27 protein-coding genes and 2 pseudogenes are annotated in these 25,991 nt (G+C 61.1%); 15 read left to right on the forward strand and 14 right to left on the reverse strand.

Features of this window, described 5'->3' with window-relative positions:
• The first annotated feature begins 4 nt into the window (after window positions 1-4).
• The 3 genes from BIWAKO_RS33930 to BIWAKO_RS37035 all read left to right on the forward strand — a co-directional run bounded on the left by BIWAKO_RS33930 (window position 5) and on the right by BIWAKO_RS37035 (window position 3,002).
• The gene (locus BIWAKO_RS33930; protein ID WP_069883417.1) at window positions 5-1,000 is read left to right on the forward strand and encodes an FAD:protein FMN transferase; all 996 of its coding nucleotides are present in this window, start codon (window positions 5-7) and stop codon (window positions 998-1,000) included.
• Between the two features lie 36 nt (window positions 1,001-1,036).
• On the forward strand, window positions 1,037-1,180 hold the full coding sequence (locus tag BIWAKO_RS35795) for an ABC transporter permease (protein WP_141740476.1): 144 nt from the start codon (window positions 1,037-1,039) through the stop codon (window positions 1,178-1,180).
• An 805-nt stretch (window positions 1,181-1,985) separates the two neighbouring features.
• Window positions 1,986-3,002: a DUF6538 domain-containing protein gene (locus BIWAKO_RS37035; RefSeq protein ID WP_371332373.1), complete on the forward strand. Its 1,017-nt coding sequence runs from the start codon at window positions 1,986-1,988 to the stop codon at window positions 3,000-3,002.
• Window positions 3,003-3,047: 45 nt separating this feature from the next.
• Here BIWAKO_RS37035 and BIWAKO_RS37525 read toward each other — a convergent pair.
• From BIWAKO_RS37525 to BIWAKO_RS33955, 4 genes and pseudogenes are all read right to left on the reverse strand, one after another.
• A pseudogene (locus tag BIWAKO_RS37525) lies at window positions 3,048-3,242 on the reverse strand (SpvB/TcaC N-terminal domain-containing protein); the annotation flags it as partial.
• A gap of 671 nt (window positions 3,243-3,913) precedes the next feature.
• A complete protein-coding gene (locus tag BIWAKO_RS33945; RefSeq protein ID WP_069878466.1) occupies window positions 3,914-4,975 on the reverse strand; it encodes an IS110 family RNA-guided transposase in 1,062 nt (353 codons plus the stop codon).
• A 258-nt stretch (window positions 4,976-5,233) separates the two neighbouring features.
• Complete coding sequence (locus BIWAKO_RS33950) at window positions 5,234-5,443, reverse strand: hypothetical protein (RefSeq protein ID WP_069883339.1); 210 nt, start codon at window positions 5,441-5,443, stop codon at window positions 5,234-5,236.
• A complete protein-coding gene (locus tag BIWAKO_RS33955; protein ID WP_069883340.1) occupies window positions 5,440-5,919 on the reverse strand; it encodes a hypothetical protein in 480 nt (159 codons plus the stop codon). The genes BIWAKO_RS33950 and BIWAKO_RS33955 overlap by 4 nt, the downstream gene beginning before the upstream one ends.
• Before the next feature lie 64 nt (window positions 5,920-5,983).
• Here BIWAKO_RS33955 and BIWAKO_RS37530 point away from each other — a divergent pair, with 64 nt between their 5' ends.
• The 4 genes from BIWAKO_RS37530 to BIWAKO_RS33970 all read left to right on the forward strand — a co-directional run bounded on the left by BIWAKO_RS37530 (window position 5,984) and on the right by BIWAKO_RS33970 (window position 9,732).
• Window positions 5,984-6,421: a helix-turn-helix domain-containing protein gene (locus BIWAKO_RS37530; RefSeq protein ID WP_084652506.1), complete on the forward strand. Its 438-nt coding sequence runs from the start codon at window positions 5,984-5,986 to the stop codon at window positions 6,419-6,421.
• 876 nt (window positions 6,422-7,297) lie between these two features.
• Window positions 7,298-7,666 (forward strand): phasin family protein, encoded by a 369-nt coding sequence (locus BIWAKO_RS33965; RefSeq protein WP_176733513.1) that lies wholly within the window; start codon window positions 7,298-7,300, stop codon window positions 7,664-7,666.
• 55 nt (window positions 7,667-7,721) lie between these two features.
• Window positions 7,722-7,892 (forward strand): hypothetical protein, encoded by a 171-nt coding sequence (locus BIWAKO_RS36290; RefSeq protein ID WP_176733514.1) that lies wholly within the window; start codon window positions 7,722-7,724, stop codon window positions 7,890-7,892.
• Between the two features lie 1,486 nt (window positions 7,893-9,378).
• Entirely contained in the window at window positions 9,379-9,732 is a 354-nt protein-coding gene (locus BIWAKO_RS33970) for a hypothetical protein (RefSeq protein ID WP_069883343.1), read from the forward strand.
• Window positions 9,733-9,932: 200 nt separating this feature from the next.
• On the opposite strand, the gene BIWAKO_RS33980 is transcribed toward BIWAKO_RS33970, so the two are convergent.
• The 4 genes from BIWAKO_RS33980 to BIWAKO_RS33995 are packed head-to-tail and all read right to left on the reverse strand — an operon-like array spanning window position 9,933 to window position 12,254.
• A complete protein-coding gene (locus BIWAKO_RS33980; protein ID WP_069883418.1) occupies window positions 9,933-10,223 on the reverse strand; it encodes a hypothetical protein in 291 nt (96 codons plus the stop codon).
• Window positions 10,224-10,267: 44 nt separating this feature from the next.
• Window positions 10,268-10,561 carry a hypothetical protein gene (locus BIWAKO_RS33985; protein WP_069883345.1) on the reverse strand — a complete coding sequence of 98 codons (294 nt, stop codon included), beginning with the start codon at window positions 10,559-10,561 and terminating at the stop codon, window positions 10,268-10,270.
• Window positions 10,561-11,841, reverse strand: a complete 1,281-nt coding sequence (locus BIWAKO_RS33990) for a Y-family DNA polymerase (RefSeq protein WP_069883346.1) — start codon at window positions 11,839-11,841, stop codon at window positions 10,561-10,563. The genes BIWAKO_RS33985 and BIWAKO_RS33990 overlap by 1 nt, the downstream gene beginning before the upstream one ends.
• Window positions 11,838-12,254, reverse strand: a complete 417-nt coding sequence (locus BIWAKO_RS33995) for a LexA family protein (protein WP_371332374.1) — start codon at window positions 12,252-12,254, stop codon at window positions 11,838-11,840. The genes BIWAKO_RS33990 and BIWAKO_RS33995 overlap by 4 nt, the downstream gene beginning before the upstream one ends.
• Window positions 12,255-13,338: 1,084 nt before the next feature.
• Here BIWAKO_RS33995 and BIWAKO_RS34000 point away from each other — a divergent pair.
• On the forward strand, window positions 13,339-14,010 hold the full coding sequence (locus tag BIWAKO_RS34000; protein WP_069883348.1) for a response regulator: 672 nt from the start codon (window positions 13,339-13,341) through the stop codon (window positions 14,008-14,010).
• A 416-nt stretch (window positions 14,011-14,426) separates the two neighbouring features.
• On the opposite strand, the gene BIWAKO_RS37260 is transcribed toward BIWAKO_RS34000, so the two are convergent.
• The 3 genes from BIWAKO_RS37260 to BIWAKO_RS34010 are packed head-to-tail and all read right to left on the reverse strand — an operon-like array spanning window position 14,427 to window position 15,026.
• Window positions 14,427-14,552 carry a hypothetical protein gene (locus tag BIWAKO_RS37260; protein ID WP_274533628.1) on the reverse strand — a complete coding sequence of 42 codons (126 nt, stop codon included), beginning with the start codon at window positions 14,550-14,552 and terminating at the stop codon, window positions 14,427-14,429.
• Window positions 14,549-14,746: a hypothetical protein gene (locus BIWAKO_RS34005; protein WP_069883349.1), complete on the reverse strand. Its 198-nt coding sequence runs from the start codon at window positions 14,744-14,746 to the stop codon at window positions 14,549-14,551. The genes BIWAKO_RS37260 and BIWAKO_RS34005 overlap by 4 nt, the downstream gene beginning before the upstream one ends.
• On the reverse strand, window positions 14,730-15,026 hold the full coding sequence (locus BIWAKO_RS34010) for a hypothetical protein (RefSeq protein ID WP_141740478.1): 297 nt from the start codon (window positions 15,024-15,026) through the stop codon (window positions 14,730-14,732). Before BIWAKO_RS34010 ends, BIWAKO_RS34005 begins: the two co-directional genes overlap by 17 nt.
• A gap of 267 nt (window positions 15,027-15,293) precedes the next feature.
• Here BIWAKO_RS34010 and BIWAKO_RS37045 point away from each other — a divergent pair, with 267 nt between their 5' ends.
• Together BIWAKO_RS37045 and BIWAKO_RS34720 are read left to right on the forward strand one after the other, a co-directional pair.
• Window positions 15,294-15,521: a helix-turn-helix domain-containing protein gene (locus BIWAKO_RS37045; protein WP_074471719.1), complete on the forward strand. Its 228-nt coding sequence runs from the start codon at window positions 15,294-15,296 to the stop codon at window positions 15,519-15,521.
• A gap of 7 nt (window positions 15,522-15,528) precedes the next feature.
• Window positions 15,529-15,756: a hypothetical protein gene (locus BIWAKO_RS34720; RefSeq protein ID WP_074471720.1), complete on the forward strand. Its 228-nt coding sequence runs from the start codon at window positions 15,529-15,531 to the stop codon at window positions 15,754-15,756.
• Between the two features lie 266 nt (window positions 15,757-16,022).
• Here BIWAKO_RS34720 and BIWAKO_RS34020 read toward each other — a convergent pair whose 3' ends face one another.
• Both BIWAKO_RS34020 and BIWAKO_RS35805 read right to left on the reverse strand, forming a co-directional pair.
• Window positions 16,023-16,343 (reverse strand): hypothetical protein, encoded by a 321-nt coding sequence (locus tag BIWAKO_RS34020; RefSeq protein ID WP_069883352.1) that lies wholly within the window; start codon window positions 16,341-16,343, stop codon window positions 16,023-16,025.
• 360 nt (window positions 16,344-16,703) lie between these two features.
• Entirely contained in the window at window positions 16,704-16,985 is a 282-nt protein-coding gene (locus tag BIWAKO_RS35805; protein ID WP_141740479.1) for a hypothetical protein, read from the reverse strand.
• 90 nt (window positions 16,986-17,075) lie between these two features.
• Here BIWAKO_RS35805 and BIWAKO_RS37535 point away from each other — a divergent pair.
• Window positions 17,076-17,267: pseudogene (locus BIWAKO_RS37535) on the forward strand (NapC/NirT family cytochrome c); the annotation flags it as partial.
• 469 nt (window positions 17,268-17,736) lie between these two features.
• Complete coding sequence (locus BIWAKO_RS35130) at window positions 17,737-21,060, forward strand: autotransporter family protein (protein WP_176733516.1); 3,324 nt, start codon at window positions 17,737-17,739, stop codon at window positions 21,058-21,060.
• 372 nt (window positions 21,061-21,432) lie between these two features.
• Here the strand turns inward: BIWAKO_RS35130 and BIWAKO_RS34040 are convergent, their stop codons facing one another.
• Window positions 21,433-22,473, reverse strand: a complete 1,041-nt coding sequence (locus tag BIWAKO_RS34040) for an AraC family transcriptional regulator (protein WP_176733517.1) — start codon at window positions 22,471-22,473, stop codon at window positions 21,433-21,435.
• Between the two features lie 189 nt (window positions 22,474-22,662).
• Between BIWAKO_RS34040 and BIWAKO_RS34050 the strand changes: the two genes are divergently transcribed.
• From BIWAKO_RS34050 to BIWAKO_RS34065, 3 genes are all read left to right on the forward strand, one after another.
• Window positions 22,663-23,762, forward strand: a protein-coding gene (locus BIWAKO_RS34050) for an IS3 family transposase (protein WP_371332375.1) whose coding sequence is annotated in 2 segments (ribosomal slippage) — window positions 22,663-22,924 and window positions 22,924-23,762 — 1,101 coding nt in all. Because the reading frame shifts where the segments join, the coding sequence is not laid out codon by codon here.
• Window positions 23,763-24,172: 410 nt separating this feature from the next.
• Window positions 24,173-24,433 carry a hypothetical protein gene (locus BIWAKO_RS34055; protein WP_141740481.1) on the forward strand — a complete coding sequence of 87 codons (261 nt, stop codon included), beginning with the start codon at window positions 24,173-24,175 and terminating at the stop codon, window positions 24,431-24,433.
• 483 nt (window positions 24,434-24,916) lie between these two features.
• Window positions 24,917-25,991, forward strand: a protein-coding gene (locus BIWAKO_RS34065; protein ID WP_141740482.1) for an IS3 family transposase whose coding sequence is annotated in 2 segments (ribosomal slippage) — window positions 24,917-25,181 and window positions 25,181-25,991 — 1,076 coding nt annotated over the 2 segments. Because the reading frame shifts where the segments join, the coding sequence is not laid out codon by codon here. This gene is flagged as partial in the annotation.

A 25,991-nucleotide genomic window follows, 5' to 3' on the forward strand; every position in this document is an offset into this window, starting at 1 on the left:
CCAGATGGACGTTGTCACCCGCAGGCGCATAATCGGGATTGCTGCCGCAGCCGGCGGCCTCGCGCTGCTGCCGCTCGGCTGCCCTGCCAGGGCCGAGGGGCATCTCGTGACCTGGCGGGGGCAGTGCATGGGGGCGGTCGCCTCGCTGCAGATCCACCACCACGACCGGGCCGAAGCGGAGCGCCTGATCGCTGCCGCAACGGCCGAAGCGGTGCGGCTTGAGCGCATCTTCAGCCTTCATCGCGACGACTCGGCGCTCGTACGGTTGAATCGCGATGGCGTCCTGATCGCGCCGCCGCCGGAACTCGTCGCGTTGCTCACGGATTGCCGCCGCTATTGGGCGCTCTCCGGCGGTGCCTTCGACCCGACGGTCCAGCGGCTCTGGACGCTGTATCACCGCCATTTCGCCCGGCCCGATGCAGATATGGCAGGGCCGTCACCGGAAGCATTGCGCGAGGCCCTCGATACGGTCGGGTTCGAGCAGGTCGTCGCCGATCCCGACCGCCTCCTGTTTCGACGCCGCGGTATGGCACTCACGCTGAACGGCATCGCCCAGGGCTATGTCACCGACCGGGTGGTCGCGCTGCTACGCGCCGGAGGCATCGACCGCAGTCTGGTCGACATGGGCGAACCCCGGGTGCTTGGCCCGCGCCCGGACGGTTCACCCTGGCAGATCGGCATCGCTGACCCGCAGGATCAGTCCCGGATCACCCGGGTGCTCGACGTCGTCGACGGAGCTGTCGCAACCTCGGCCGGCGATGGCTTCCGCTTCGACCGTGAAGGGCGGTTCCACCATTTGCTCGATCCACGCAACGGCGCGTCGCCGGACCGCTATCGCACCGTGACCGTGGCGATGCCGACGGCGACGGCGGCAGACGCCCTGTCGACGGCCTTCAGCCTTATGCCTTTACAGGACATCATCCGAACGAGGCGCGCACTCGGAACTGGCTGCGTGTATCTGACGACCTCTGCCGGGCAAACGGAAGCTATCGGAGTTTGAACAACAAGCTGTGTTGACCTCGGCGGCACCATCACGATGTCGGTCAAGATCTACATCGCGATCAATGATGGCGACTACGGCACGGCCGCCTCACTCTCGACGATCCTGCTCGTGCTGAGCGCCGGGGCGATCGATCTCGCCTTCCGCCTGCTCGGCCGCGACGAGCGCGCCTTGCTCTAAAGCATCGGCCCGAAAAGTGGATTGCGGTTTTCGGGAAAGCCGATGCACCCCTACATGCGTTTGATTCGCAGCCGGGGTTCCCCCTCGCGAGAATAGCCCGGCGTTCTGAGGGCGTAGAAGCCCTCTGCGCTCGCCCAGGCTCCGAGACTTCGTCCGATGGATTGGACGAGCCATGACGCTATGCTGGATCGCAAAGAGCGACAGCAATGCGAAGTTGACCAGGAGTGCCTGCACAGCCGGCGCTGGCGGCCCGTCGTCGATACCCTTGGGCACAACAAACCCGCCGACGAAGCCAATCGCATAAACAAAGGTTAGGAAGAAGAACGCGTATGACAGCAGGCCATAGAGAAGGATCGCGGTCTTTCGCATGGCTGGTACCTCGGTTGGCGCGATGAACGGTTGCAGTCGGCCGGCGTCGCGGTGAGGCGCGGTGAAAGTTCGAATATGGCGCGATGACCGATTGACCTCGGGACCTTAGCGAACTGCCTCCACAGCGTTGTCAGGCGTGATACTCGACGATCCGCGGTGCAAATGTGATGGAAGTCACATTCGCAAAGGAACTCCTCCAGAAGGGGCCCACGAAACGGGCCATGCTTCCCTACGGCATGCTTGAGGTAACTCGGGCCGAGCGCCGCAGCCTTGGCCACGCCAGTACTGGCTCTCCGGAGAAACTGAGACTCCCTCCGTCTCTTCCGCTTATAAGTCGTTGAAATCGTTGGAGTTTGTTCCTCTCGGTTCCACGCATTCTGACACAGCGGCCTGTCTCAGTCGGGATTGGAGGATCCCCAGTTGATTCGGGGACGCGATGTATCTGCATCGGCGAGGAACTCATTGGCGGTTTCGTAAGGCTGTCCCGGTCGATTTGGCCGAGCTCCTTGGCCTTCCTCAGTTGCGCCGGTCGCTGCGCACCACAGACCCTGCGTTGGCGAGGCGGAGGGCGCTGCAAATGCTGGTTCGAGTCGATGACGTCTATGCGGTGCTGCGGTCCGGCCGACCGTTTCAGCCCACCAGGGAAATTGCACTCGCGCTTCTGGATGACGCCCTCAGTTTGAATAGCGAGACCGAGGCAAGGTTTTCGCTCAAGCACGAGATGATCCAGCGGACGCAAAACGCGGTCGATGATTTTCTCGTTGAGGCTGAAAGCCTAGCCGAAGACCAGCATTTCAGCGGCGCGTTCGACGACGATTTAGGGCTAGTCGCTAGCGCGCCGACTATGGTCACGAGAGCAGATGCCCTTTACCTGTTGAAGAAGGAGCGGCGGCGCAGCGCAGAAAACGCAGTTGCCGCGTCCCTATTGCAAGCTGTTGATCAGCTCGCGTCGGTCGACTTGAAGAAAATGGCTGAAGGCCAGGAATCGGCCAGCGCGACCATCCGGAATATGATGGCGGTGAAACCTGCTGTCGGCCTAGCGCAGTTCCAGGCAGTCCTTCACTCCGCTGTGGCCGAGCTTCAATCCGTGGCGGAACAGCTTGCCAGCTTCAAATCTACTGCAGTGCCGCAGATCGAAGCGGCATCAATCAGAGAGGTGATTGCGAGCGAGGTCCAAGGCGCTTTGGTGGGGGCTGAACGCTCGCGATGGTCCGCGGAGCCGCTGTCCGCAATGCTCAGAAGCTATGAAAAGGAGTTGAAGGCTCGCGCGAGCGGCTTGAAACACGAGGAGGACGTGAGAAAGCGGCTTTCAAATTTCCTTGAATTCACCGGCGACAAACCTGTGCGCGATATCTCGCGCGAAGATCCAAAAGTCTACCGGGATCATCTCGATAGTTTGCCTGACCGTTATGAGCTGCGCTTTAAGATCCGCGATATGCGCACCCGCCAGTAGGAAGACCTGTGGGTGAGCCCGGTCATCATAGAGCGGCAGACCGCGGTCCGTACGGTACGTGATGGCAGGGACCGAAAGACTCCAGCCTAGGCCGAATGGCCCGTTGCCCGCGGCGGAATCGTAGGATAGCGAAAACTGCGGCCCAAAACCCATCCGCCCGGGCGAAACAGCAATGGGTACGGAAAAGGATGCGGTCCCGTTGGCCGGATTGGCGGAGAAGCTCTCGCCCAGGCCCCGCATCGCTCCTCCGCCCTTGGGCAGCGATAGCTGGGGCGCGGTGGCAACGAACCCAGCGCCGGGGCTCGACGGTTCGTTGCTCAGGGAGCCGACCGGCAAGAAAACCTCCGACGATGAGAGGTGGGGCGCTTTTGGAAATGGGTAGAGCGGTTAGACCTGCGCGCCTACCAGCCAGATGTAGGCCGTATTCACCTCGTCAGTGTTATCATTTCCGATGTTCCAACTTCACGTTATCTTGAACGGTAGGCGTCAAGCGCGCAGGCGGAAGGAGTTCGATGCAGTCTCCGATCGCGCGCACACTGACGATGATGATCAGGATGGACGTCGCACCGATCATAGCGGGGACGCCGATTATCTGCGCAGAGCCCGCAACCGAATGAGAAACTCGCGAATGTTCGGATATTGCCGGCACCCGCCCCAATGGTCCGTGTTCAGAGTTGGCCCTTTTGTATGGACCGGCTGCGTTTCACAACGGTTGGGCGCGATAACGGAAGTCGCTCATATGTATCCGGCCTACTGATCGGCTCGCGGGCCGTGGCCTCGTTGGGAATACGCGCGCACCTTTGGCCTCATTACCAGATCGGCCGTTCAGCGGCCAAAAGGGCCACCAGGCTCTGGGTGCGCATATTGAATCCGTTCCATGCCTGCTCCGTCGCGAACTCCTTGGGAGGCTGCTAGATGGCGAGCGCCTCCTCGTGTGTGTCGAACGACCGTCCGTTGCGCAAAACGCTCCAGCTGATGCGAGCGAGCTTGTTGGCAAGGGCTGTCGCAAGCTTGTTGCGGTGAAGCCGCGGAGCCGCCTCCTTCAACCAGGTTCCGAAGCTGAACTTCTCCCAGTTCTGCGGTCTCATGATGATGACCTTCGCGGCTTGGATGAACAGCATTCTCAGATAGGTGTTGCCCTGTTTCGAGATGCGCCCGAGCACGGTTCTCCCGCCGGTGCTGTATTGCCGCGGGACGAGACCGAGCCAGGCGCCAAAATCGCGGCCTCGGTCGAAGGCTTCACCGTCGCCGATCGCGGCGACCAGCGCCGTCGAGATGATTGGCCCGACACCTGGAACGCTCATGAGCCGTGTGCAAGCAGCCTGCTCGGCCGCGATCTTCTCGATCTCGGCGGTGATCGTCTCGATCCGCTCGTCGAGCCACAGCCAGTCCTCGTAGAGGCCGACGATCAGATCGCTCATACGAGGCGAGATCTCATCGGCACGGTTCTTCAGGATGTCGAAGAGCGAGGTGCGCAGGGCCCGCAACCCCGGCCGAATGGCGATACCCTGCTCGATCAGGAACGCCCGGATCTGGTTGACCGTTGCGGTTCGGCGCGAGACCAGCCGCGACCGGATGCGGTGGTAGGCCTGCAAGTCGAGTTCGTCCTGCGTCTTCTCCCGCACCACCCGCAGGTTCGGTCGCAGCGCGGCCTCCGCGATGGCCTCGGCATCGTTGTAGTCGTTCTTCTGCCCCTTCGCGAAAGGCTTGGCGTACTTCGCCGGAATGATGCGGGGCTCATGGCCGAGCCTGCGCAGCGTACGGGCAACGAAATGCGCACTTAGGCACGCCTCCATTCCGACGATGCAGGCAGGAAGGATCTTGAAGGTCTCTTCGAGCGCCAAGCGTCGGATCTTGCGCCGGAAGGCGATCTTGCCGTTCGCGTCGAAGCCGACGAGGTGAAAGACGTCCTTGCCGATATCGATGCCGATAACGGTGAGTTCTGCTTCAGTGTTCGAAGTCGTCCTGGTCATGGGGCTGCTCCGGCTTGACGGTAAGGCCGCAGCTTACGCGGCCGCGGGAGCAGCCGGTCCATCCCATTACCCGACATCCAGGGAGTCTGCTTTCGGGCAGTCAAGGTTGCTATATCGGGATCTAGTGAAATTAATTGCACAACAGCGTAGGAAAAAACCCCGTAGCCACCAGCCTGGGAGCAGAGCTGCTACGGGGTTTTGAGGAGCCCGACAGTGTCACCTGGGGAAGGGGTGCCGGGTTGTTGGATCAGCGTCGGCCTATCCGTTATCCCGGCTCCTGCCGTCCAATCGGGTCAGAGCAAAGTCATGCAATGCCGCATGGTGCGCCCGGTAGGCAGCTTGGTCAAGAAAAGACAAGATAAGTCCTTCAAATGCGCTCGCATTAACCTTACCGGACTTGATACGGGCAATGATGCCGTCCGCGTAGTCTGACACCCTGCCCCGGCAGCGCTGGTAATGCTCGTTCATGCCTCGCTCCGTCGGAAGAAGCGAACTGCTGCCTTGACCTCCGGTCCGTCCGTGGCGGCAACGACGAGGCGAAGGCTTTCCGTCGCCGAGAGGCTGGTGGGCGGCAGATGGGCGACCGCCGCGGCCCTCACCTCATCAAGCGCCTGCGCCATCCTGGCGGCGCGGGCCTCGATGGCGTCATGTGCCTTGCGCATCGCCTCGAGGGCGGCCTCGGCCAGCTCGGCGCGCTGCTCCAGAGAGGCGACCGCGTCCATCGCCATGACCCGGGTGTCAACGAGCATGTCCGCGAGGTCGTTGATGTGCGCCTTCGCGGTTTCCACGGCAGCGGGCGTGGCTGGCGGGTTGGGCAGCTCCACCGCTGGCGCGGACATGCGAGCGAGGGCTTCGGCAGCCTCGGAGAGCAGGGCAAACGTGGCCCCATCGGAGCGTGAGGCAAGCTGGAGCAGTCGCTCCTGGAGATCAGCCTTGGTCACCATCAGAGCCTCACGCAGAGTCTGAGAGCGCGGAGCAGTTGGGCGCCAGCCCATAGCCAGCACCGGTATGATCAACTTCAATCACACGTCCACCAACTACGTATTTGCGTCGGCGATCAGCGGCAATGGCACTGTCAATGGGCTCGCCGGCACGATCACGCTCACCGGTGCCAGCGGCGCTTGCCCACCCACTATGTCGGTTTACCGCTCCTTAACCGTGGCGGGCGTCATTCTAAGGTGTCCATCAGAGTTGGGGGGCTCGGAGAGGACCGTGACCATGCAACTGCTCGATGCTGTGCGATCCGTCGTGGATCAATTCGTCGGCCTGCCAATTGCCTTTGTCGAACGCCAACTGATCCTGGCAACGCTGCGGGAAACCGGCGGCAACCGAATCCATGCCGCCTCTCTGCTCGGCATCTCCATCCGCACGTTGCGTAACAAAATTACGTTGTACGCAGCGGACGGCCACGACATACCGGAACCTGCACATCCAGCGGCCCAATGAGCGTGCGATATCCCTTGCCACCTCGCACGGCATCGCCGCAGCAAACCTCGTCTCCTCCGCAACCATGGCCGGCCTACTGCGCTGCCTTGTGCGAAAGGCGTTTTGGAGGCCGCCGACATTAGGGAGATCTACGAAATCGCCCTTCTCATTCTTGAACAGCAGCAAGGCGCTGTGCCGGGCGCAGAAGCCACCTTCAATGCCGCCCGATCTGCAATTGAACGGCACCTGACGTAGTCGGCACCATATGCCGCATCAGATTGGCGGGAATGCACCAACATGTGGGTCAAGAAAATTAAGAACACTCGTTATGAATATTTTGTGTTGTATCTCGCTTGCATCAATGAATAATCCCCCTCGCGTGAAGGCAGAGGCCGGTTGCAAGGCAGGCAAAAGATTACGCCTCCCGCAGTGAAAAGACGTCGGCTGAGGGGCGCTCGTCGTGGTCGACCCAAAATGGCCATCAAAACCATCGATTGTGCCGAGATCGCTAAAATATACTAGGAAATTCTGGGTGAAATGCCACTTATCCTCGTTTATGCGCCATCGCTCCTGACCACAGTCTGAAAGAAGCTCTGATCAAGGGCCACACGATCAGGTCAGAACGGATCCTTACGTCAGGCGACCATGCGATCTTCAGCTGGAGATCTCCATGAACCACGCGAAAAACTTGCCGCGGAGCAACAGCTTCATCGTCGGCCGGAGCCGTGACGGCAGTTGGACCGTTCGCGAGATCGATGGCTTTGTCGCGGCCACTTTCCCCAACCGCAGCGAGGCGATCCGCGCCCTTTACAGGTGTCCATGCCGGAGCGCTTGAAGCTCTTCTTCAAAGCAGCGGGGTCGCAACCAGTCACAGTCTCATTGAGAGGAGACAAGACCATGCATGACCTGCCGAAAAACCTGATGGAGCCGTGGGAGACATCTCTCACCGCGGTCGTGAAGGCAAACAGGCTCGCCCTCGACAATCTGCAAAAGCTGAGTGTTCTGCAGATGGATATGCTCCGGACGTGCATGGACCTGGGCTTTGCGCGCCTGAGGGCCGCTGCGGATATCAAGGACGCGCAGGACTTCCTGGCTTTTCAGGCCGGCCAGATCGACGCCACGATAAGCCTGTCCGAGACGCTGGACGATGAAGGCAAGGCGCTGGCTGACCTCGGTGACGACATCATTGCCGAGTGCAGCAGGTTGACCGAAGATGTCGTCGGCCGACCGCCCCAGCCCCTGCAGCCCCCGCGTTGGGCCGCATGAGCGCCGCCCGCCATCTCGCTGTCGGACCTCGCGGGCGGTGGCTCCCCCGGAACCTATGCGCTCGGCCTGGTGCGGCGGAACAAAAAAAAGCCCCGACCTGGATGACGTTGTTATCCAGGTCGGCGCGGGCCAGCAATGCCAGCATGACGAGGCTGCCGATAGCGGCATGGGAGATCAGCGCCTCTCTTCCGTGACCAAGGCCGGCACGCCGCTGGCGGGGCGCTGAACAACGTCCCACATCACCCAGGCTAGGTCATGCCGGGGGCTTTGGGTACGATCATCGGGCCACTAGGGCGGCAAAAACTTGGCCTGCCATTCCGCTTCGGTCAGGGGCGGCCCAGTTCCGCTTCATCCTCAGCAATTGTACCAGCAAGGCTCGCTTCCCATCCCTCATGGCTTGGCGGGCGGTTACTGACCACGAAGCGCGCACCATTATTGGAGCGTGCCGTCTCCAGATTTGCGATGCGCTGAGACAGTCGCGTTATGGTGCTTGGCCTCGTCATGCCCTTCCTCCTTCGAGCGCCTCGAGCCTGCGGTGCAGATCGGTGACCTCGATGGCCTTGGCATGGGCATCGACCAGCTTGCCGAGTTCAGCGGCTTCGGATGGGTCAGCTCCCCGGCTGCGACTGCCTCCAGGATGGCATCTGGTCGTGCGCCGCCGCCACTCTCGCGCTGGGGGTGGTGATCGTCCGCTGGTTCGCTGGGCGCGCCGACGACGCAGTTCGTCCGGATCAGCAGCAGCCCTCCTGAGGGCGTTGAGGCGGCAGGCGAAGCGAAGCCGCAAGCGCCGACATGATCCAGCTGTAGAGGGCCCGTCCGCCGCATTCCGCGAAGCGCGATGGAGGCTGCGAGAGACGGGGTTCTGGCCGGGTGGCAGCCGGCCCGACGCAGTTCTTCGCCACCTACAAGGCAGAGATCGAGCGGGCCGCGGCCGCCCTGCGCTAAAGCAGAAAGCCCACCAGCATCGCCGCGACCGAATGCCTTCGCCTCGTCATTGCCGCCACGAGTGGCCCTCCGCGCAGCCATCCGCTTCTTCCGACGGAGCGAGGCATGAACGAGTATTACCAGCGCTGTGGGACAGGGTGTCCGACTACGCGGACGGCATCATTGCCCGCATCAAAGCCGGCGAGGTCCATCCGAGCGCCTATGAACGGCTGACCCCGTCTTTTCTTGACCAGGCTGCTTACCGGGAGCACCATATCGCATTGCACCACTACGCCCTGACACATTTCTACGGCAGGAGCCGCAGTAGCGCATAGGTCCAACTGGCTCCCCGGTGACCTTCCCATGGGTCGGCTGGGTGACGAAGACCCCGTAGTTGCACGCCACCTTAGAAGCTGGCCCTACGGGGTTTTTTATCACGCTGAGGTGCAACTAAATTCACTAGGACCGGACGAGCGATGGGCACGGCGCTGCCTCGACGCCGGCGCCAGCCGCTCCTATGCGAAGGCGCAGGATGACCTGAAGAAGAAGGAAGCCCTGACCTTCTCCGAAGAGGAACTCGACAACCTCCTGCCGCCGACGCTCCGGCGGTCGGACCGGAAGAGGCTTCCACCTCCAACAAAGACATAGGCTGATGCGCATTGCATCAGTGCGGCGGAAGAGCTTCTCCTACCAATGCCGACCGGATAATGATGTCGATCTGCCCAGGTCGATGATTTGCTGGATTTGCCAGACTGGGCCGTCGGGCTGCGAGACCGGAACAACGCCTGATGGACGTCGCTCAGCGCGGCGTTGAAGCGTTCGTGGCCCAGGCGATAATTCAGCAGGTGCCCTTCGCGATGGAAACTGTCTTCTCCTATTGGAAGGAGCAGCCAGACGGCACTTTCCTCTCCAAAATAGACAAGTTTCTGGAGCTCCGGCGGGAGGGATATTTCGTTCTGCTGTGCTTTGTCGGCTTGAGCAACTACGACCTCTCCGTGGGTCGCGTTCAAGCTCGCGATGCCGCCGGCGGTCACAATATCGACCAAGCGGATGTCTTCGTCAGGACCGAGGACCGCACCCCGCTCGAATACATCCTCAAGCCGCTCAAGGATCAGATCGCCAAGGCCTTCAGGGAGAGGTGAGGCGCGTGGTTTTGTCGGGCTTTATGCGAAATCTCGTGGTCACCCAGCCATATTCCGATGTCGAACAGGCGCTCGTTTAGCGTAAACGGTTCGAGGGGGAGGTCGATCGCGAATGCCCCCGCGGGGCCGACAGCGGTGGCCACAGCGATGCTGGATTTCTGCATTTCGCCCTCCCGCCGCACAGGATGAGGTCGCATAGATTAGTCCCCTCTGCCGGACTTTTTCAATCGCGAAGCCCAGGTTGCGAAAGGCGTGTTCTTGGCCAAGTGTCGATTGAAGTCCGGAGCGTCGTCGTCCCACCAGACAGGGCCCCGCTCGCCAAGGGCAACCTTGGCTGTTTCGACGGCGGCACGGGCGACATGGAGTTCGCCGCTTCCACGTTTGGCGTCCTTCACAGCACGGCGAGCATCCATCAGCTCGGTGACAAGCTCATGACGGCGCGCAGCCGGAATGGCGGGATTTGTTGCTCGCCACAGCCTGCCGGCGACCATGAAATATCTGCCGTCCGGTGTCGTCGGATGATCGCGCCGGTCGCTCAATCCGGATACTCGCGGGCGAGACGATCATAAGCGTCCTCGGCTGCGGCGTCGCCCGCCATGGCATTTTCGATTTCATTCTCGTCGACGAGCACCCCGCCGAAATGTGCGACGAAGGCGCGCGCCAGGCCCCGGTCTTCGAATGCGATGCGGACGGTGTCGGAACCCGGGAAGCGGTCGAGAACACGGAAGCCGATTTGCCAGTCGCCACACCAGCTCTCAATCCTGCGCAGGCGTTCCGGTGCAGAGACAGGGTCCAATTTCATTTCGACCTGATGATTGAAGCCTGGCATCACGCACTCCCAACGACTGGCACCTCGTCGAGCCGCGTCGTGTAACGCGGCGAACGCATATCGAATTTCGTGACCCACGCCTTCTGCTGACGAGCGATGCCGGCTGCGGCAGGAAAAACAACGCCACGACCGTGTTGCTTGTTGCACGCGTCCAGAGCCTCCATCAGCCGGCCGCTCTTCTCGCGATCGAGGGCGCCGATCAGGGCTCGCTGCGACATCTCGGGCGCCACCAGGTCGACCGTCATCAAGCCGGCCTTGGCGTAGCGGTAGCCCGACTTCCAGATCCGCCGCGCTCCCCACTTGGCAGCACGGACCAGGACGAGGGTGTCGTTGCTCGCCTCGGGGAAGTCGACCGTGGTCGAAACCGAGCGGGCAGGGCCGTTGTCGAACGGAGAAGTGTGGAAGAAGACCGTGACGTGATCCGTCGCCAGTCCATGGTGCCGGAGCTTCTCGCCCAAACGGATGGCGTGGGCGGCGATCGCCTCCTGCATCATCTCGAGGCTTTCAACCCGGCCTGAGAACGACCTTGTGACAGCACAGCCCTTTCGCGTGGGAGCGACGCTCTCCAGGTTGATGCAGGGCTGGCCGCGCAGCTCCTGGATGATCCGTTCCCCGACAACGGTCAGTGTCTTCCGAGCGAGCTTGGGATCGAGAGCGGCGACATCGGCGGCCGTCTTGCAGCCGAAGGCGCCCAGCTTGGTCTGGCTGGCGCGGCCGATGCCCCAGACGTCCTCCAACGGCATCAGCGGCAGCCACTCCCGGCGCGCTTCCTCGCTCGTCAGGTCGCAGGTGCCGCCGAGTTGGGGCGTGGTCTTTGCGATCTTGTTCGCGAGCTTTGCCAGTGTCTTCGTTGGGCCGATGCCGACGCAGGTGGGGACGCCGGTCCATTTCGAGACCGTGGAGCGCAGGTCGCGGCCCAGCTCTTCGCGATGCTCAGGCGCAACTGCGGTGAGGTCCAGGAAGCTCTCGTCGATGGAATAAATCTCGATGTCGGGGGAGAACCGCTCATAGACGGTGTTCATCCGACGGCTCAAATCGCCGTAGAGGGAATAGTTCGACGAGAAGACGACGACGCCCTCGCGCTTGCACAGGTCGCGGATCTGGAACATCGGCGCGCCCATCTTGATCCCGAGGGCCTTCGCCTCGGCCGTCCTGGCAACCGCGCAGCCGTCGTTGTTCGACAACACGATCACCGGTCGGTGTCGCAACTTCGGATCGAACACGCGCTCGCAGGAGCAGTAGAAGCTGTTGCCGTCGATCAGGGCGAACGACCGCGTCATCGCCGGAAGCGCCGCACCGCGTTGGTGACCACGCCGAAGACGTCGATTTCGGCGTCGGGACCAGGGTCGTAGTCTGGGTAGCGCCGGTTGCCGAACACGAGACTCGAACGGCCGCCGGCGATCTTGAAAACCTTGACGCTGCGCTCGCCGTTGACGTCCACCACGACGGCGTCTCCGTCACGGGGGACCAGGCTGCGGTCGACCGTGATCAGACTGCCGTCGAAGATCCCGACGTCGATCGCGCTGTCGCCAGCGACGGTCATGATGTAGGTCGCCGGGGCGTTCTTGATCAGCGCCCGCGACAGATCGATCGGTGTGTCGAGGTAGTCGTCGGCTGGCGAAGGAAAGCCCGCGCGCACGGCCTTCAGGTAGACCGGGAGAAAGATAGGCGGTCCAAGGACGGCGGGGGACATGTGCATTGAGGTGCGCTCTGATTGATGGAACATAACAAGAACATCATAATCGCACTCCGAGTCAACGCGGACAATTTGTTGCCTCACGGGCCGGCAGGAATGGTGTGCATCTGCAATGGCCCCAACGCCAGCACTGCCGCCCTAAAATGCGTGGCAACGGCCTCGCTCTCGCGGCGGGGTGGTCAATTATTCTGCCAATGCGCTCAGATCTGGATGGGACGCGAAATGCGGAAACTCGCCGGCGCCGGCAAGGCTGCAAAAATCAAAATGAAAAGGGTCCGGAAGCTTGACCCTTCCGGACCCGGTGTCTTGCCGACGGCTCTGCCTTCCGAAGGTTTAGGCAGAGATAGTATACATATGCACTGTGTGCCCGACTGCTTCAACCAACTCAAAGTAGGCGGCTAATCCACTGCGGATCGGAGGGTTTGATTTCGTCTGCGCCAGATTGGCGAATTTCTGAGATCACTGACTTGCCCGATTCACGCCGAAGCCAGATTGGGCAGTGTGCTGCGGAACTATGAGCTGAAATGACGCTCGTGGCGGGCCGCGCTCTCAAGTTCGGATTGGCCGACCAATACACCTTTCTGGAAAGCCGCGCATGAAGTCACGCCCGGCTGTGCCTGCATCTCGCGAAGCAATCGGAGTGCATCAGAAGCTGACATAGCAGGGTTCGTAATCTTGGAATTTCGAACGGTGGCTTTGATTTGATACAAGTTTGGACTCGCTTTTAGATTCCTTGGAGTCGGCATAGCCAGATACCGGGCCGACTGAAAAGCCTAATGTTTGTGACATTCAAGTGCGCATGTTTGAGCGAAGGTACGCCGGCCACTTTTTTGTGCGCGCTCGACGAGCTCAATCATGGCGACCGAGATCCGGTCGGTTCGAAGCCCAAGGCGCGCTATCGTTCGTGTTCCAGGATGCGAGCTGCGGCTCGTGGGCGTCATGGGGACGGAATTTCGGCATGTTAGTTTATAGTAGAACTATGATCAACACCAATCTCTGTTGGAAGTATTTACAAAGGACGTTAACTACGCAAACCTCAGAGTCCGGCTTGGGGAGGTAAAGCAAAGAGGATCGGCTGGGCATGTCGCAACGTTCTGTTGCAATTATCGACGATCATCCCTTGCTGATGGAGGGGATCGCCGCGCTACTGAAGCGGAGCGGCGGTTTCACGCTCGCTGCGACCGGGAATATTGCGGATGACATCGTGTCGATCACGAGAGCGCATCGTCCCGATGAAATGATAGTCGATCTGCATATGGCGGGGGATGTCTTTCACGCTATCTCCGAGGCGTTGAAAATCGCTCCCGAGATGAAGATCATCGTGTTCACAGCCTCAACAAACGCGGATGATGCAATCGAGGCTCTGGATTCCGGTGCCAAGGGATATGTCTTGAAAGGTAGCCCAGCAGCTGATCTCTTCCAGGCACTCCATTCCGCGCAGCAAGGTGAGGTTTACATCACCCCTGCTTTCGCGACCAAGGTGATCGGAGCCTTGCAAGATAGGGCCCTCTTACGAAAACAGGCGGTCCAAAACAGGCTCAGCGTTCGCGAAGAGCAGATCGTCAAGCTGCTGCTGCTCGGGAAAAGGAACAGTGAGATCGCTCACGAGCTTTCGCTCAGCGACAAAACCATCAAGGGCTACATGACGAACCTGATGGCCAAGCTGAACGCCCGCAATCGGCTGGAAGTAGTGCTTGCAGCGCAAAAGCTACATGCTTCTACGATTGCCCTCGAACCTGTAGATCGCTCGTAAGAAATGGCAATACCCGCCCACACCCTCAAAGGAAATGCCCTCGAGGTCCGACGATCTGCCGCGCTTTCGCCGCGGGGCATCGTCATGATCAAAATCACCGATCGGAGACATTGAAGGCCGGTGGCTGCTACCGCTCCTGGCCCTTTCCCGACATCCAGGGAGTCTGCTTTTGGGCAGTCAAGGTTGGTCTATCGGGATCTGGTGAAATTATTGCACATCAACGTAGGAAAAACCCCGTAGAGACCAGCTGGAAATTGGCTCTACGGGGTCTCTGCACCCGGCCATCCTTCCTGGGGAGGCCGTCGCCGGGGAGCCTTGGATCAGTGTCGGCCAATCCGCTGCTGCGGCTCCTGCCGTCGAAGCGTGTCATGGCGAGGTCGTGCAATGCCGGACGGTGATCCCGCTAGGCAGCCTGGTCAAGAAGAGAACAGGATCAGCCCTTCATACGCGCTCGGATGGACCTTGCCGGCCTTGATGCGGGCAGTGATGCCGTCGGCGTCGTCGGACACCCTGACCCGGCAACGCTGGCAGTGCTCGCTCATGCCTTGCCCTTCCGGAAGAAGTGCGTGGCTGCGTTGATCTCCGGTCCGTCCGTGGCGGCAACGACGAGGCGAAGGCTTTCCGTCGCCGAGATGCTGGTGGGCGGCAGATGGGCGACCGCCGCGGCCCTGACCTCATCAAGCGCCTGGGCCATCCTGGCGGCGCGGGCCTCGATGGCGTCATGTGCCTTGCGCATCGCCTAGGGCGGCCTCGGCCAGCTCGGCACGCTGCTCCAGAGAGGCGACCGCGTCCATTGCCATGACCTGGATGTCAACGAGCATGTCCGCGCGGTCGTTGATGTGCGCCTTCGCGGTCTCCACGGTAGCGGGCGTGGCTGGCGGGTTGGGCAGCTCCACCGCTGGCGCAGACATGCGAGCGAGGGCTTCGGCAGCCTCGGAGAGCAGGGCAAACGTGGCCCCATCGGAGCGTGAAGCAAGCTGGAGCAGTCGCTCCGGGAGATCAGCCTTGGTCACCATCAGGTCCCACATACAGAGCGCGGAACAGGTGGGCGCCGGCCCATAGACGGCACGGCTGCGATCAACTTCAATCACACGTCCACCAACTACGTATTTGCGTCGGCGATCAGCGGCAATGGCCCGGACAATGGGCTCGCCGGCACGATCACGCTCACCGGTGCCAGCGGCGCTTGCCCACCCACTATGTCGGTTTACCGCTCCTTAACCGTGGCGGGCGTCATTCTAAGGTGTCCATCAGAGTTGGGGGGCTCGGAGAGGACCGTGACCATGCAACTGCTCGATGCTGTGCGATCCGTCGTGGATCAATTCGTCGGCCTGCCAATTGCCTTTGTCGAACGCCAACTGATCCTGGCAACGCTGCGGGAAACCGGCGGCAACCGCACCCATGCCGCTTCTCTGCTCGGCATCTCCATCCGCACGTTGCGTAACAAAATTACGTTGTACGCAGCGAACGGCCACGACATACCGGAACCTGCACATCCAGCGGCCCAATGAGCGCGCGATGTCGCTTGCCTCCTCGCACGGCATCGCCGCAGCAAACCTCGTCTCCTCCGCAACCATGGCCGGCCTACTGCGCAGCCTTGTGCAGAAAGGCATTTTGGAGGCCGCCGACATTAGGGAGATCTACGAAATCGCCCTTCTCATTCTTGAACAGCAGCAAGGCGCTGTGCCGGGCGCAGAAGCAACCTTCAACGCCGCCCGATCTGCAATTGAACGGAAACTGGCATAGCCGCTCAGGCCACGCAGTCTCCTCCACCAGTCACTTAATGCGACCGAGCAAAGTCGCGACAGTCGGCCGGCGGCCCAATGAGATGCGGCGCCTAGGCGAACTACGCGGTGGTGATTCGTGCCCTCAGCGCGCAGCGACCCATGCCTGGCAACCTGCCCGACAGGCCGCGACGCGGGCAGGCCGAACCAGGATGGCATTCCTCATGCTCCAGACTGCGCCAAGCTTGGCGGAGACTTGCAGGCGTTGCCCTCGCTGGGAGGGTTCCGTCAGCGGGTCTGGCTGTCATCCTCCGGGGATGCCGACTGCGTTACCTGCGGCTTGGCCGCTCTGGCGATGGCGCCGGGAACCGGAACGGCCTCTGCCATCGCGATGGCGTCGCTCTCGATCGAGGTCGCGAGCCGGCGGTAATCGTCGAGGCTGAACATCGAGCAGCGTGTGTCCTGGGACCACCGGGTGATCACCTCCCAGACGACGTCGTACTCCTCGCAGAAGCCGCGAAACCGCAGGTCTTGCATTCGCACGAAGCGATTGCGGAATTCGGGGAGCCTAAGCATGAGGCGGGCAAGCCCGCGCTTTTGAGCCAACATGGCACGCCCTCATGAACCCACCAGAAGACATAGGCGAGGAACGCATAGGCAAGGGCGGAAGAGAGGAACGATCTCGATTATCACCATTCCCATGACGAATACTGACACGGAACGCCAATCGCCTCAAATGTACTTTGCATAGCGATCGACGATTTGCGCTTGCGATGCGGCGTCGTAGTTAAGACAGGTTTTTCGGGTTCACAGAAAGTTGCCGCCGCAGGGGCTTCCAGGGCCGCCTTCACATCAATGATTCAAGCCGAGCACTCCAAAGCAGAGTACGAGCGCCTGTCGGCAATCCACAGCATTGACGCTTTGGTGGTCAATCAACCCCTCGCCGTCGAGACAAGGGGGCGTTTCCGATCATGCCACTGGGCGCTTTTGAGCTTGGGCCCTGTAGGCGTTCGCCCGATCCAACAACATGTTCCTGGCATGAGGAATGTGCTCGGCGCCCGGACCTACCCACGCGTTAGCATCATGTTTTTCGGTGCCGCCATTCAGCTGCAATCCGTCAATCGGGACGTGGCTCCACTCGTGCTCGACGTAAAATTCGTTGGTGTCGGAGTTGTAGCAGAGATGCCACCAATCTTCGTTCTCGGCCGGAGGCCCTTTGATGCGGGAAGCGAGCTGTTCGAACAGAATCATATCGTCTCCATGCTCTTCGCTAGACACATTGGACGTGAAGGCTGATTGCGACAACCGCGTAGGGGGCAGCGATGCAGGCTTCGAAGTCTGGGCGAGATCTTCGGCACGATCTCGACACGCCGGAAATTCGTCGATCACCGGCTGGAACTCGCCAAGCATGAATGGGCGCGGCTGAAGGCGAACGGCTCGCTGGAATGCCGCAACCGCCAATCCAACGTGGTGCAGGGCTTTACCAAGCAGACGCGACGGGCAGCCGAGATCCACAGCCGGTTCCTGATCCCGAAGGATGGAAGGAAGCCCCCGAACTCCAGGGCAAGGGCATCGCCTCCTGGCGTGGGCCCGAACGGGAACTGCGCGCCTATCTCGCCAGCATCGAAGGCAAGCGTGCTTGCCAAGCGAGCGCGCCAATCAACGGCGTCCCACGCCTCCGACGGCCAGGGCGGATGGGCATGCCCCCAGCAGTATCTCTGCAACACGGCGCGGAATTCTTGTCGGAGCAAGTAGATGCCGTTTGACAAAAATTATCGACTCTCGAACTCTTCTCTTGGTGCGCGACTCGGAGTTGCCACTTTGCGATTCGAAGTCGCCACATAGGTGAGAGCGGGCCTATTAGGCGCGCGACTTGAGATGTGGAGGCTGCATGACTTGCGATGCCGCGATTCGACCTCCCTGCATCTTGCGAAGCGTCGGCGCTGGACGTCGAAAGCTTTTGCTTATGGCGGCGTCCGCACTTACGCCCTTGACCTTAAGCGTGGCGGAGCCGGCGCTGGCGCAGTGCGCGGGTCTCCTCGACAACACGACCTGTACGCCGGGTGGCAACCCCTATCCTAGCGGCATCAATGCCGACGGCGTTGGTACTAACGCCCCCATCAACCTCACGCTTCTGCCGGGTGTCAATGTCGTCATCCCGCCCGGCCCGGGCGGCGTCAACGCCGTCAACGCCGCTAACACCACTGGCGTGACCCTGGGCAGTGCTAACATCACCATCACTGCGAATGATGTAACCATCGCCAATGTCGCCAATCCGCTTAGCAACAACAACACCGGTTTGCGAATACAATCGAGCGGCGACGCCATAATTACGGCAACGAACACCACGATTGATGTGAACGGCACCGCAAGCGACTGGGCGATATTGGCGTTCGCAATGCCAAACCTAACGGGGTCTCCTCATGTGGCGAGCGTAAACTGGAGCGGTCAGCGCCTCACCTCAAGCGGACTTGAATCGGGCGGCATACAGGCGGACAACCGCGGCATTGGCAACGCCATCGTCGTGGCTTCGGGAGATGTCAACGTCGTCGCGGGCACTGGTGTCGGGCCCAGCCAGTACGGCTTGCTCGCTCATTCGGGTGACACGTTACTGGTAGCCAGTGCGGCCGGCGATGCGTCCGTGACATACAATAGCGGCACGATCAACGTTGACGCAGCTCGGCCCCGAGGCATCCTCGCGTGGGTTGGTGGCAGCAGCGGTTCGGCTACGGTCACCACCGCGGCCGGCACCGTCATCAATGTGAGCGGCACGCAATTTGGGGGCCCCGGGGTCTATGTCTTTTCAAGTTCGAGCGCAGCCACCGACAAGTTAACTGCGAACGTGGCATCGGCAATCACGAGTTCCGGACCGTTGACCACCGATTCCGCTAATCTACCGGCCGGTATTCGCGCCCTAAACGGTGCAGCTGCGCAAATCGATGTGACCTATACCGGCCCGGGCATTACAACCTTTGGCGGGAACGGCTCCGGCATCACAGCCCTTTCTGGCAGCGGTAGCATAATGGTGAATTCCTCCGGGCCGATCAACACGACGAACGGCTCCAACGCAGTCGGCATCCTCGCCGACAGCAGCGGCACGATACTCCGTAGAAGCCCTGGATTACTCACTGACATCCAACCGATAAATCCGGTACCGACCGCGATAACTGGCTCGGTGCTAGTCAATACGAGCAAGGATGTGCTCGCCCAGGGGGAGTTCGGCACCGGGATCAGCGCGACCAGCGGCAGTGGCGGCGTGACGGTCAACGTTCTGGCCGGATCGGTGATGGGGGGTTGGCAGACTGATCTTACCAGCATCGGCCCGACCTACGGTCTACAGGCCGCCGGTATTTTTCTGAATTCGCCCGGCGGCTCGACCTTGACCAACAACGGCAGCATCGGCGCATGGTCCGACCGCGCGATTGCCGGCGATCCGCAGGTCACCAACAACGGTCTCATCACCGGCTTCGTGCAATTCACAGGCGGCGACAACAGCGTTCTCAACAATGGCGCGTTCAACCTGAGGCATTTCGCCGATACGAATGGAGACGGCGTACGGGATACGCTGCGGGTGGCGATTGCAGACCTCGGCGAGGGTCCCAACAACACTTTTGTCAATACCGGAACGCTGGCACTGCCGGGCTCGCCTCAGGCAAGCGTTCTCGACGCAAGCGGGCAATTCCTGCCGCAGGCGAATGCGCTGAACGCCATGGCGTTGTCTGGCCCAGTTCAGGGACAAATCGTGGGAGCCGCCAGCTTCATCAACAGCGGGGTGATCGACCTTCAGGCCAACCCTGTCGCTGGCGACGTCCTGGTGATTACCGGCGCGCGCTCAGCCGGCAGCTTCGGAGGCGGCACCTTTGTCTCAAACGGCGGCTCGCTTCGGCTGGATTCGGTGCTCAACGACGGCTTGCCTTCGCAGTCTGACGTCCTCGTGGTCGATCAGACCAGCGTCGGCGCGGGTGGACCCACCAGCATCGTCGTGCGAAACGCCGGCGGCAGCGGTGCGCTCACCCCGAGCAACGGCATCCTGGTCGTGGCCACGCCCGCTGGCGGCAGCACCCAGCCTGGCACATTCGCGCTCGGCGGGCCGGTGGTGGCAGGGCCCTATGAGTACGCGCTGTTTCGCGGCAGCGTCGACGCGACAGGGGTGCAGAACTGGTATCTGCGCTCGGATTTTGTCCCCGTACCACCGGGACCCGATCCGACACCCAGTCCAACCCCTCCGAACTCGGGTATTCCGAACTATCGCCGCGAAGTGTCGCTCTACGCTGCGCTGCCGTCGATGGCCCTGCTCTATGGCCGCACCTTGATCGATAGCCTGCACGAGCGGGTCGGCGAGTTGCACCCACTCGCGGCGCCTGCGGTGACCGAAGAGCGCACCATCTGGTGCAAGAACCCCGAGATGAATTTTCGTTGCACCACCACCGTGCAGTTGCCGGCCAGCGAAGTCGCCGCCCGCCGTTCCTTTGCACCGGCTGGATGGGGCCGTATCATCGGCACCCATGGCAATCACGACGGCGGGCCCGGCGGCATTTTCCGCAACGGGCCGAATTTTGACTACGACATCTACGCTCTGCAGGCGGGTCTCGATCTCTACCGCAACTTCAACGCGGATGGCAGCCGAGACCATGCGGGACTCTACGCTGCGATCGGCAGGATCCAGGGCGATGTCACGCACTTCAGCGGCATCAAGGCCGGTACCAACACGATCGATGGCTACTCGCTCGGAGCGTATTGGACGCATTTCGGCCCGTCGGGCTGGTATCTCGACGGCGTCGTCCAGGGCACCTGGTTCGATGCCGAGGCGGATTCGAAGCGCCTCCTCACGCTGCAGCGCGAAGCTTTTGGCTTCGCCGCATCGCTCGAAGGCGGCTATCCGATTGCGCTTGGCCAAGGCTGGATCATCGAGCCCCAAGCCCAGCTGATCTACCAGACGCTAGCAAACGGCTCCGCCCAGGATAGTGCGGCTCTGGTGCGCTTCAGCGACGTCGACTCGCTTGCCGGTCGCCTGGGTGCGCGCCTCGCCAAGAGCTGGACGCTGGACGACGCCGCGCCAGGGACGCGCCCGCGGCTCATGACAGCCTGGCTGAAGGCCAGCCTCTGGAACGAGTTCCTGGGCAACCCAAAGACCTCGTTCTCGTCAGCGACCGGTTTCATTCCGTTCCGCTCCGACCTTGGCGGCGCCTGGGCCGAGGTCAAGGCGGGTGTCGATGCCCAGATCACGAAGGCGACCTCGCTCTACGCGTCGGCTGGCTATTCGATCGGCATCAATGGACGCTCCCACGCCTATGACGGGAGGCTCGGAATCAAGGTCACCTGGTAAAACACTTCGGGACAGGGATTGGCGAGGGGTGCTCGCATCACGCCGGCTTCGGCGGGGGCGCATCTGCTGAACTCCAGCATGGCCGGCGCCTGGATCGCCAGCTCAGAAGCGCCTGCTCTGCGTCCAGTTCGGGGGCGGGACCGGGGGCTGAGCAAGCCTATCCCGAATGTCCGCTTCTCAGCGCCGAGCCAGAGTCGGCTGCTGGCGCACGGCTGACGGCTGGCGATCATGTCGCGCATCGGCTGGGTTGGGTGGGAAGCGGAAGTTGATCTCGGCGTCCCAGTTAGGCTGGCTCGCGCCAAACTGCCGACGTTAGGCCATTACCTCAGAACGGACGTAGGAAAGCACCGAAGTGACCACGCAAACCGCCGCCTAGCCCGGCCGCCACCGCCCTTTGAGCGTATGCCGAGCGGTCTCTTTGGGGGCCTCACCAAACCGGCGGCGATATGCGGTCGCAAACCGCGCCAAATTCGTGAAGCCGTGTCGGCGGGCAACTTCGCTGACAACCGCCTCAGTCGAGCGGTTGGCCAGTTCATCTCTTACCAGGTCGAGTCGAATACGATGGAGAGCGGCTAACGGCGTCTGGTCGCGAAAACGATTGAACACGGCCTCAAGCGTTCGCCGGCTGCATCCGGCGGCAGCCGCAACCTGCCCCATGCGGATCGGCTCTGTGCCATGGGCACGCATAAATTCTTCCGCTCGCCGGATATATGCCGGGACTGCGCTTGTAGCGGTGATCGCGAGCCGACCACTGTGATTATGCGGCGCGCCACGGAGCGCGAGCGAGATGAGCAAATCGGTCAGGGATGCGAGCCCAACGGCGTTCGCGAAGATGCCATCCGCTCGCTGAAACTCCTCTATGACAAAGTCGAGATGACGCTTGAGGCTCGCCGCCGGCCCGGTGTTCCAGTCAAGCGTTGGTTCGAAATTAAGCGGCTGACGTAGATGCTCGTCGAGCAAGTGTTCAAGTGCGCCTTCCATCTCGCTCACTTTCAAGAAGACGTTTGTTCGCGCGTTGCTGTCGCTCACGGATAGCGTCGTACCCGGGCCAGGCCTCCAGGCGAGGCCGCAACCGTGGCCGACCATGGGCCTGTGCAAGGTCGCATGGCCGCTCAGAATCGACGTGAAACAATAGAGCTCGCCATCGTCGCCATCGACGGAAACGTCCATTGCGAAGCTGTTGTCAGCGTAGCTCGCCAGGATCGAACCTGAGCAGCGTGTCGCCAAAGTGAAAATTGGCCGATCGAACCGCGTTCCCCATAACGTGCGATCCTGCAGTTGATACGTGAAGACGCGGCTGGACTTAACGCTGCGCTCCGTTACCTGCGTCTTCCCGCTGATGTCACCCGGATCTTTCGTTCTGACGAGGTCGAACATCGCCAAGCGATCCATATCAATTGTCGGCGTGGCCATCTGAATCCCTCGCTCGGCAACCTTTATCTCAACATCCGAAACACAATAACTCAACATCCGAAACACAATGAGCGGTGTCGAGACAGATCCCGCAACGAAATGTGCAGCGCAACACGAATTTAGCGTTTGACCTGAGACCCTGATCCTCCTCCAGATTTGAGTAGAGTCCGTCGCTCAAGGAGACGGACGATGCGCCTCTCACGATTCACGGAAGAGCAGATCATCGGGATGTTGAAGGAGCAGGAGGCCGGAGCGGCGACGGGGGATGTCTGCCGCAAGCACGGCATCTCCTCGGCGACCTTCTATAAGTTCAAGGCGAAGTATGGCGGGATGGACGTGTCGGACGCGCGCCGACTGAAGACCCTCGAGGACGAGAATACCCGCCTGAAGAAGCTGCTGGCCGAGCAGTTGCTCGACAACGCGATCCTGAAGGATGTCGCCGCAAAAAAATGGTGACGCCCGATGCGAAGCGGAAGGCGGTGGCTCATGCCTGCACGGTGCATGCGGTGAGCCAGCGTCGGGCGTGCCTGGCCTTGAAGATCGACCGCTCGACGGTGCGCTACACGAGCAGCCGTCCCGACGATGCTCTGTTGCGCGAGGCGATGAAGACCGTGGCGGCAGAGCGCCGGCGGTTCGGCTATCGCAGGATCCACATCATGCTGGACCGTCAGGGCATCGTGATGAACCAGAAGAAGCTGCGGCGGCTTTATCGCGAGGAGAAGCTGCAGGTGCGCCGACGCGGCGGCCGCAAACGAGCGCTGGGCACGCGCAGGCCCATGCTCGTGCCTGATCGGGCCAATGCGCGCTGGAGCCTCGATTTTCTCTCCGACACGATCACCGACGGCCGCCGCTTCCGGGTGCTCGCCATCGTTGACGACTACACACGCGAGTGCCTGGCGCTCGTCGCCGACACCTCGCTCTCGGGCCTACGCGTGGTTCGGGAACTGGATGGCGTCATCCGTCTGCGCGGCCAGCCGGAGACGGTCGTTTCCGACAACGGCACCGAGCTCACCTCGATGGCGATCCTGCGCTGGTGCCAAGAGACCGGTGTCGAGTGGCACTACACCGCCCCCGGCAAGCCGACGCAGAACGCCTTCGTCGAGAGCTTCAACGGGCGCTTCCGGGACGAGTGTCTCAACGACACGCTGTTCTCGACGCTCGCCGAGGCTCGCAGCGCCATCACCTTATGGAAGGAGGATTACAATCGACATCGCCCCCATTCGGCCCTCGGCAACATAACGCCCGCCGAATTCGCCCACAAATCCACGCTGGAAAAACAGGCCGCCTAAGACCAGAAATGAAACCCAGGACTCTCCCTCAGTTCGGAGGAAAAAAGGGTCTCAGGTCACGTTCAGTACCTTCCAAACGTCCCAGTTTGCGGACCATAAAATGTCATTGCTCCAGCAATGAAGTAAAAAGCCATTGTGAATGTATCAAATATCGACGCGACAATTCAAGGCGTTAGCGCAACAAGATACATAGCCGCCTTTGCAATATTTTTGCTTTCTATAGCATTAATATAAAATATACATCCTATTTACATGCTTCACATGATACTACTACCAATAAATACCATGCGTTTGATCAAAATCTACAGCACTGCATACAAACAAGACCAGATCCGCTTGTGAGGTATCGGCTCATGCGAATTATTATAGCGATGGTTGGGGGCTCGATCTTCGTGTCGTGCATAAATGCAATGGCCGTCGATGCTGTCGGGCCGAAAACATTTCAATCCAAAACATGCGCCCCATGGGACCGCACTCTTCACTGCATGCTGGAGGAAAGCGAACAGTTCCGTATCCATTCACCAGAACTGCGCGCAGTCGTCCGAGCAGAAGCTCTCAAGCTTAAGGAGAGATGCCTGCGCGATATCAGCATGGCCTCCCTGAACCGGTACGTCCTGCTCGCAAAACTGTTGCATGACGACGAAGCCGATGAAGTTGAAGGTTTTGATTGAGCTCGAGGGGCAACGTCACAGCGCACGCAGCAACTTTCCGAAAATTCGCCTCCTGGGCCAACAGTTGTTGAGGCACTAAAATGTCTCAGTGGCCCCTCGGCGATCACTCGCCCCTATTGAACCAGACCTTCTGCTTTGGGCCACTTTTGCTCGTTGGCTGGATCGCAGACCGGACTGGTGATCTGACAAATATCCCGGAGATCCAAGCTCCCCCCATGCTCGATGCCGGCAGAGGCAACTGATCAAGTCATATGCATGGTTCAGGCCTCGCGCGCCCGAAACTCAGAAACCAGCCCTACTAAGGCGGCTCGCAAAAGCATTCGGTCCATTCCGGCTCTGTCCTGATCGGGCTGAGCCCTTCCGTATCGGCAAAAATCGATTAGCGCACCATCCTTGCTCGCGTCCCATTCCTCGTCTGTGGTCTGCCCCCTGAAAAGTGGCCCTCCCTGAAGTAGGCTTTCGAGCCTTTGGAGGATGCCCGTGATGCCGCAGAAGAAACATAAGCCTGAAGAGATCGTCGCGAAGCTACGTCAGGTCGACGTGCTGTTGTCCCAGGGGCGCCCAGTCGCGGAAGCGATCCGAACGATCAGTGTGACGGCGTTCACCTATTACCGTTGGCGCAAGGAGTTTGGCGGCCTGAAGTCCGACCAGGTGAAACGGCTCAAGGATCTGGAGAAGGAAAACGAGCGGCTACGGAAGGCTGTCTCGGATCTGACGCTTGAGAAGCTCATTCTCAAGGAGGCTGCCTCGGGAAACTTCTGAGCCCCTCCCGCCGCCGACGCTGCATCGACCACGCCATCATGAAGTTTGGCGTGTCGGAGCGGCTGGCGTGCCGGGTCCTGGGGCAGCATCGGTCTACGCAACGCAGGGTGCCGGTGGGACGGAGCGACGAGGCAGCGCTGACAGCCGACATCGTCGAGCTTGCGACCCAGTATGGCCGCTATGGCTATCGCCGGATCGCAGCGATGCTGCGTTCGTCAGGCTGGGCCGTGAACGTCAAACGTGTCGAGAGGATCTGGCGGCGCGAAGGGCTCAAGGTCCCTGCAAAGCAACCGAAGAAGGGCCGCTTATGGTTGAACGATGGATCCTGCGTTCGGCTACGACCGGAGTGTCCCAACCATGTCTGGTCCTACGACTTTGTGGAGGATCGCACCCACGATGGCCGCAAGTTCCGCATGTTGAACGTGATCGACGAGTTTACCCGGGAATGCATCGCGATCCGGATAGACCGGAAGCTCAAGTCCACCGATGTCATTGACGTCTTGTCGGACCTCTTCGTCCTGCGCGGCGTGCCGGGGAATGTTCGTTCGGACAATGGTCCCGAGTTCGCCGCCAAAGCGGTGCGGGAGTGGATCACAGCGGTCGGCGCGAAGACGGCCTTCATCGAGCCAGGCTCGCCTTGGGAGAACGGCTATTGCGAGAGCTTCAACTCCAAGCTTCGCGACGAGCTCCTCAACGGCGAGATCTTCTACAGCCTCGCCGAGGCAAAAGCCGTCATCGAAAGCTGGCGAAAGCACTACAACACCGTGCGGCCCCACTCATCGCTCGGATACAGGGA

The organism is Bosea sp. BIWAKO-01 (genome assembly GCF_001748145.1).
Classification (GTDB): Bacteria; Pseudomonadota; Alphaproteobacteria; order Rhizobiales; family Beijerinckiaceae; genus Allobosea.

Coding starts and splice junctions, on each gene's coding strand:
- BIWAKO_RS33930 (WP_069883417.1), top strand. CDS start 5: ATGGACGTTGTCACCCGCAGGCGCATAATCGGGATTGCTGCCGCAGCC.
- BIWAKO_RS35795 (WP_141740476.1), top strand. CDS start 1,037: ATGTCGGTCAAGATCTACATCGCGATCAATGATGGCGACTACGGCACG.
- BIWAKO_RS37035 (WP_371332373.1), top strand. CDS start 1,986: ATGTATCTGCATCGGCGAGGAACTCATTGGCGGTTTCGTAAGGCTGTC.
- BIWAKO_RS33945 (WP_069878466.1), bottom strand. CDS start 4,975: ATGACCAGGACGACTTCGAACACTGAAGCAGAACTCACCGTTATCGGC.
- BIWAKO_RS33950 (WP_069883339.1), bottom strand. CDS start 5,443: ATGAACGAGCATTACCAGCGCTGCCGGGGCAGGGTGTCAGACTACGCG.
- BIWAKO_RS33955 (WP_069883340.1), bottom strand. CDS start 5,919: ATGGTGACCAAGGCTGATCTCCAGGAGCGACTGCTCCAGCTTGCCTCA.
- BIWAKO_RS37530 (WP_084652506.1), top strand. CDS start 5,984: ATGATCAACTTCAATCACACGTCCACCAACTACGTATTTGCGTCGGCG.
- BIWAKO_RS33965 (WP_176733513.1), top strand. CDS start 7,298: ATGCATGACCTGCCGAAAAACCTGATGGAGCCGTGGGAGACATCTCTC.
- BIWAKO_RS36290 (WP_176733514.1), top strand. CDS start 7,722: ATGCGCTCGGCCTGGTGCGGCGGAACAAAAAAAAGCCCCGACCTGGAT.
- BIWAKO_RS33970 (WP_069883343.1), top strand. CDS start 9,379: ATGGACGTCGCTCAGCGCGGCGTTGAAGCGTTCGTGGCCCAGGCGATA.
- BIWAKO_RS33980 (WP_069883418.1), bottom strand. CDS start 10,223: ATGGTCGCCGGCAGGCTGTGGCGAGCAACAAATCCCGCCATTCCGGCT.
- BIWAKO_RS33985 (WP_069883345.1), bottom strand. CDS start 10,561: ATGCCAGGCTTCAATCATCAGGTCGAAATGAAATTGGACCCTGTCTCT.
- BIWAKO_RS33990 (WP_069883346.1), bottom strand. CDS start 11,841: ATGACGCGGTCGTTCGCCCTGATCGACGGCAACAGCTTCTACTGCTCC.
- BIWAKO_RS33995 (WP_371332374.1), bottom strand. CDS start 12,254: ATGTCCCCCGCCGTCCTTGGACCGCCTATCTTTCTCCCGGTCTACCTG.
- BIWAKO_RS34000 (WP_069883348.1), top strand. CDS start 13,339: ATGTCGCAACGTTCTGTTGCAATTATCGACGATCATCCCTTGCTGATG.
- BIWAKO_RS37260 (WP_274533628.1), bottom strand. CDS start 14,552: ATGAGCGAGCACTGCCAGCGTTGCCGGGTCAGGGTGTCCGACGACGCC.
- BIWAKO_RS34005 (WP_069883349.1), bottom strand. CDS start 14,746: ATGCGCAAGGCACATGACGCCATCGAGGCCCGCGCCGCCAGGATGGCC.
- BIWAKO_RS34010 (WP_141740478.1), bottom strand. CDS start 15,026: ATGGTGACCAAGGCTGATCTCCCGGAGCGACTGCTCCAGCTTGCTTCA.
- BIWAKO_RS37045 (WP_074471719.1), top strand. CDS start 15,294: ATGCAACTGCTCGATGCTGTGCGATCCGTCGTGGATCAATTCGTCGGC.
- BIWAKO_RS34720 (WP_074471720.1), top strand. CDS start 15,529: ATGTCGCTTGCCTCCTCGCACGGCATCGCCGCAGCAAACCTCGTCTCC.
- BIWAKO_RS34020 (WP_069883352.1), bottom strand. CDS start 16,343: ATGTTGGCTCAAAAGCGCGGGCTTGCCCGCCTCATGCTTAGGCTCCCC.
- BIWAKO_RS35805 (WP_141740479.1), bottom strand. CDS start 16,985: ATGATTCTGTTCGAACAGCTCGCTTCCCGCATCAAAGGGCCTCCGGCC.
- BIWAKO_RS34040 (WP_176733517.1), bottom strand. CDS start 22,473: ATGGCCACGCCGACAATTGATATGGATCGCTTGGCGATGTTCGACCTC.
- BIWAKO_RS34055 (WP_141740481.1), top strand. CDS start 24,173: ATGGCCGTCGATGCTGTCGGGCCGAAAACATTTCAATCCAAAACATGC.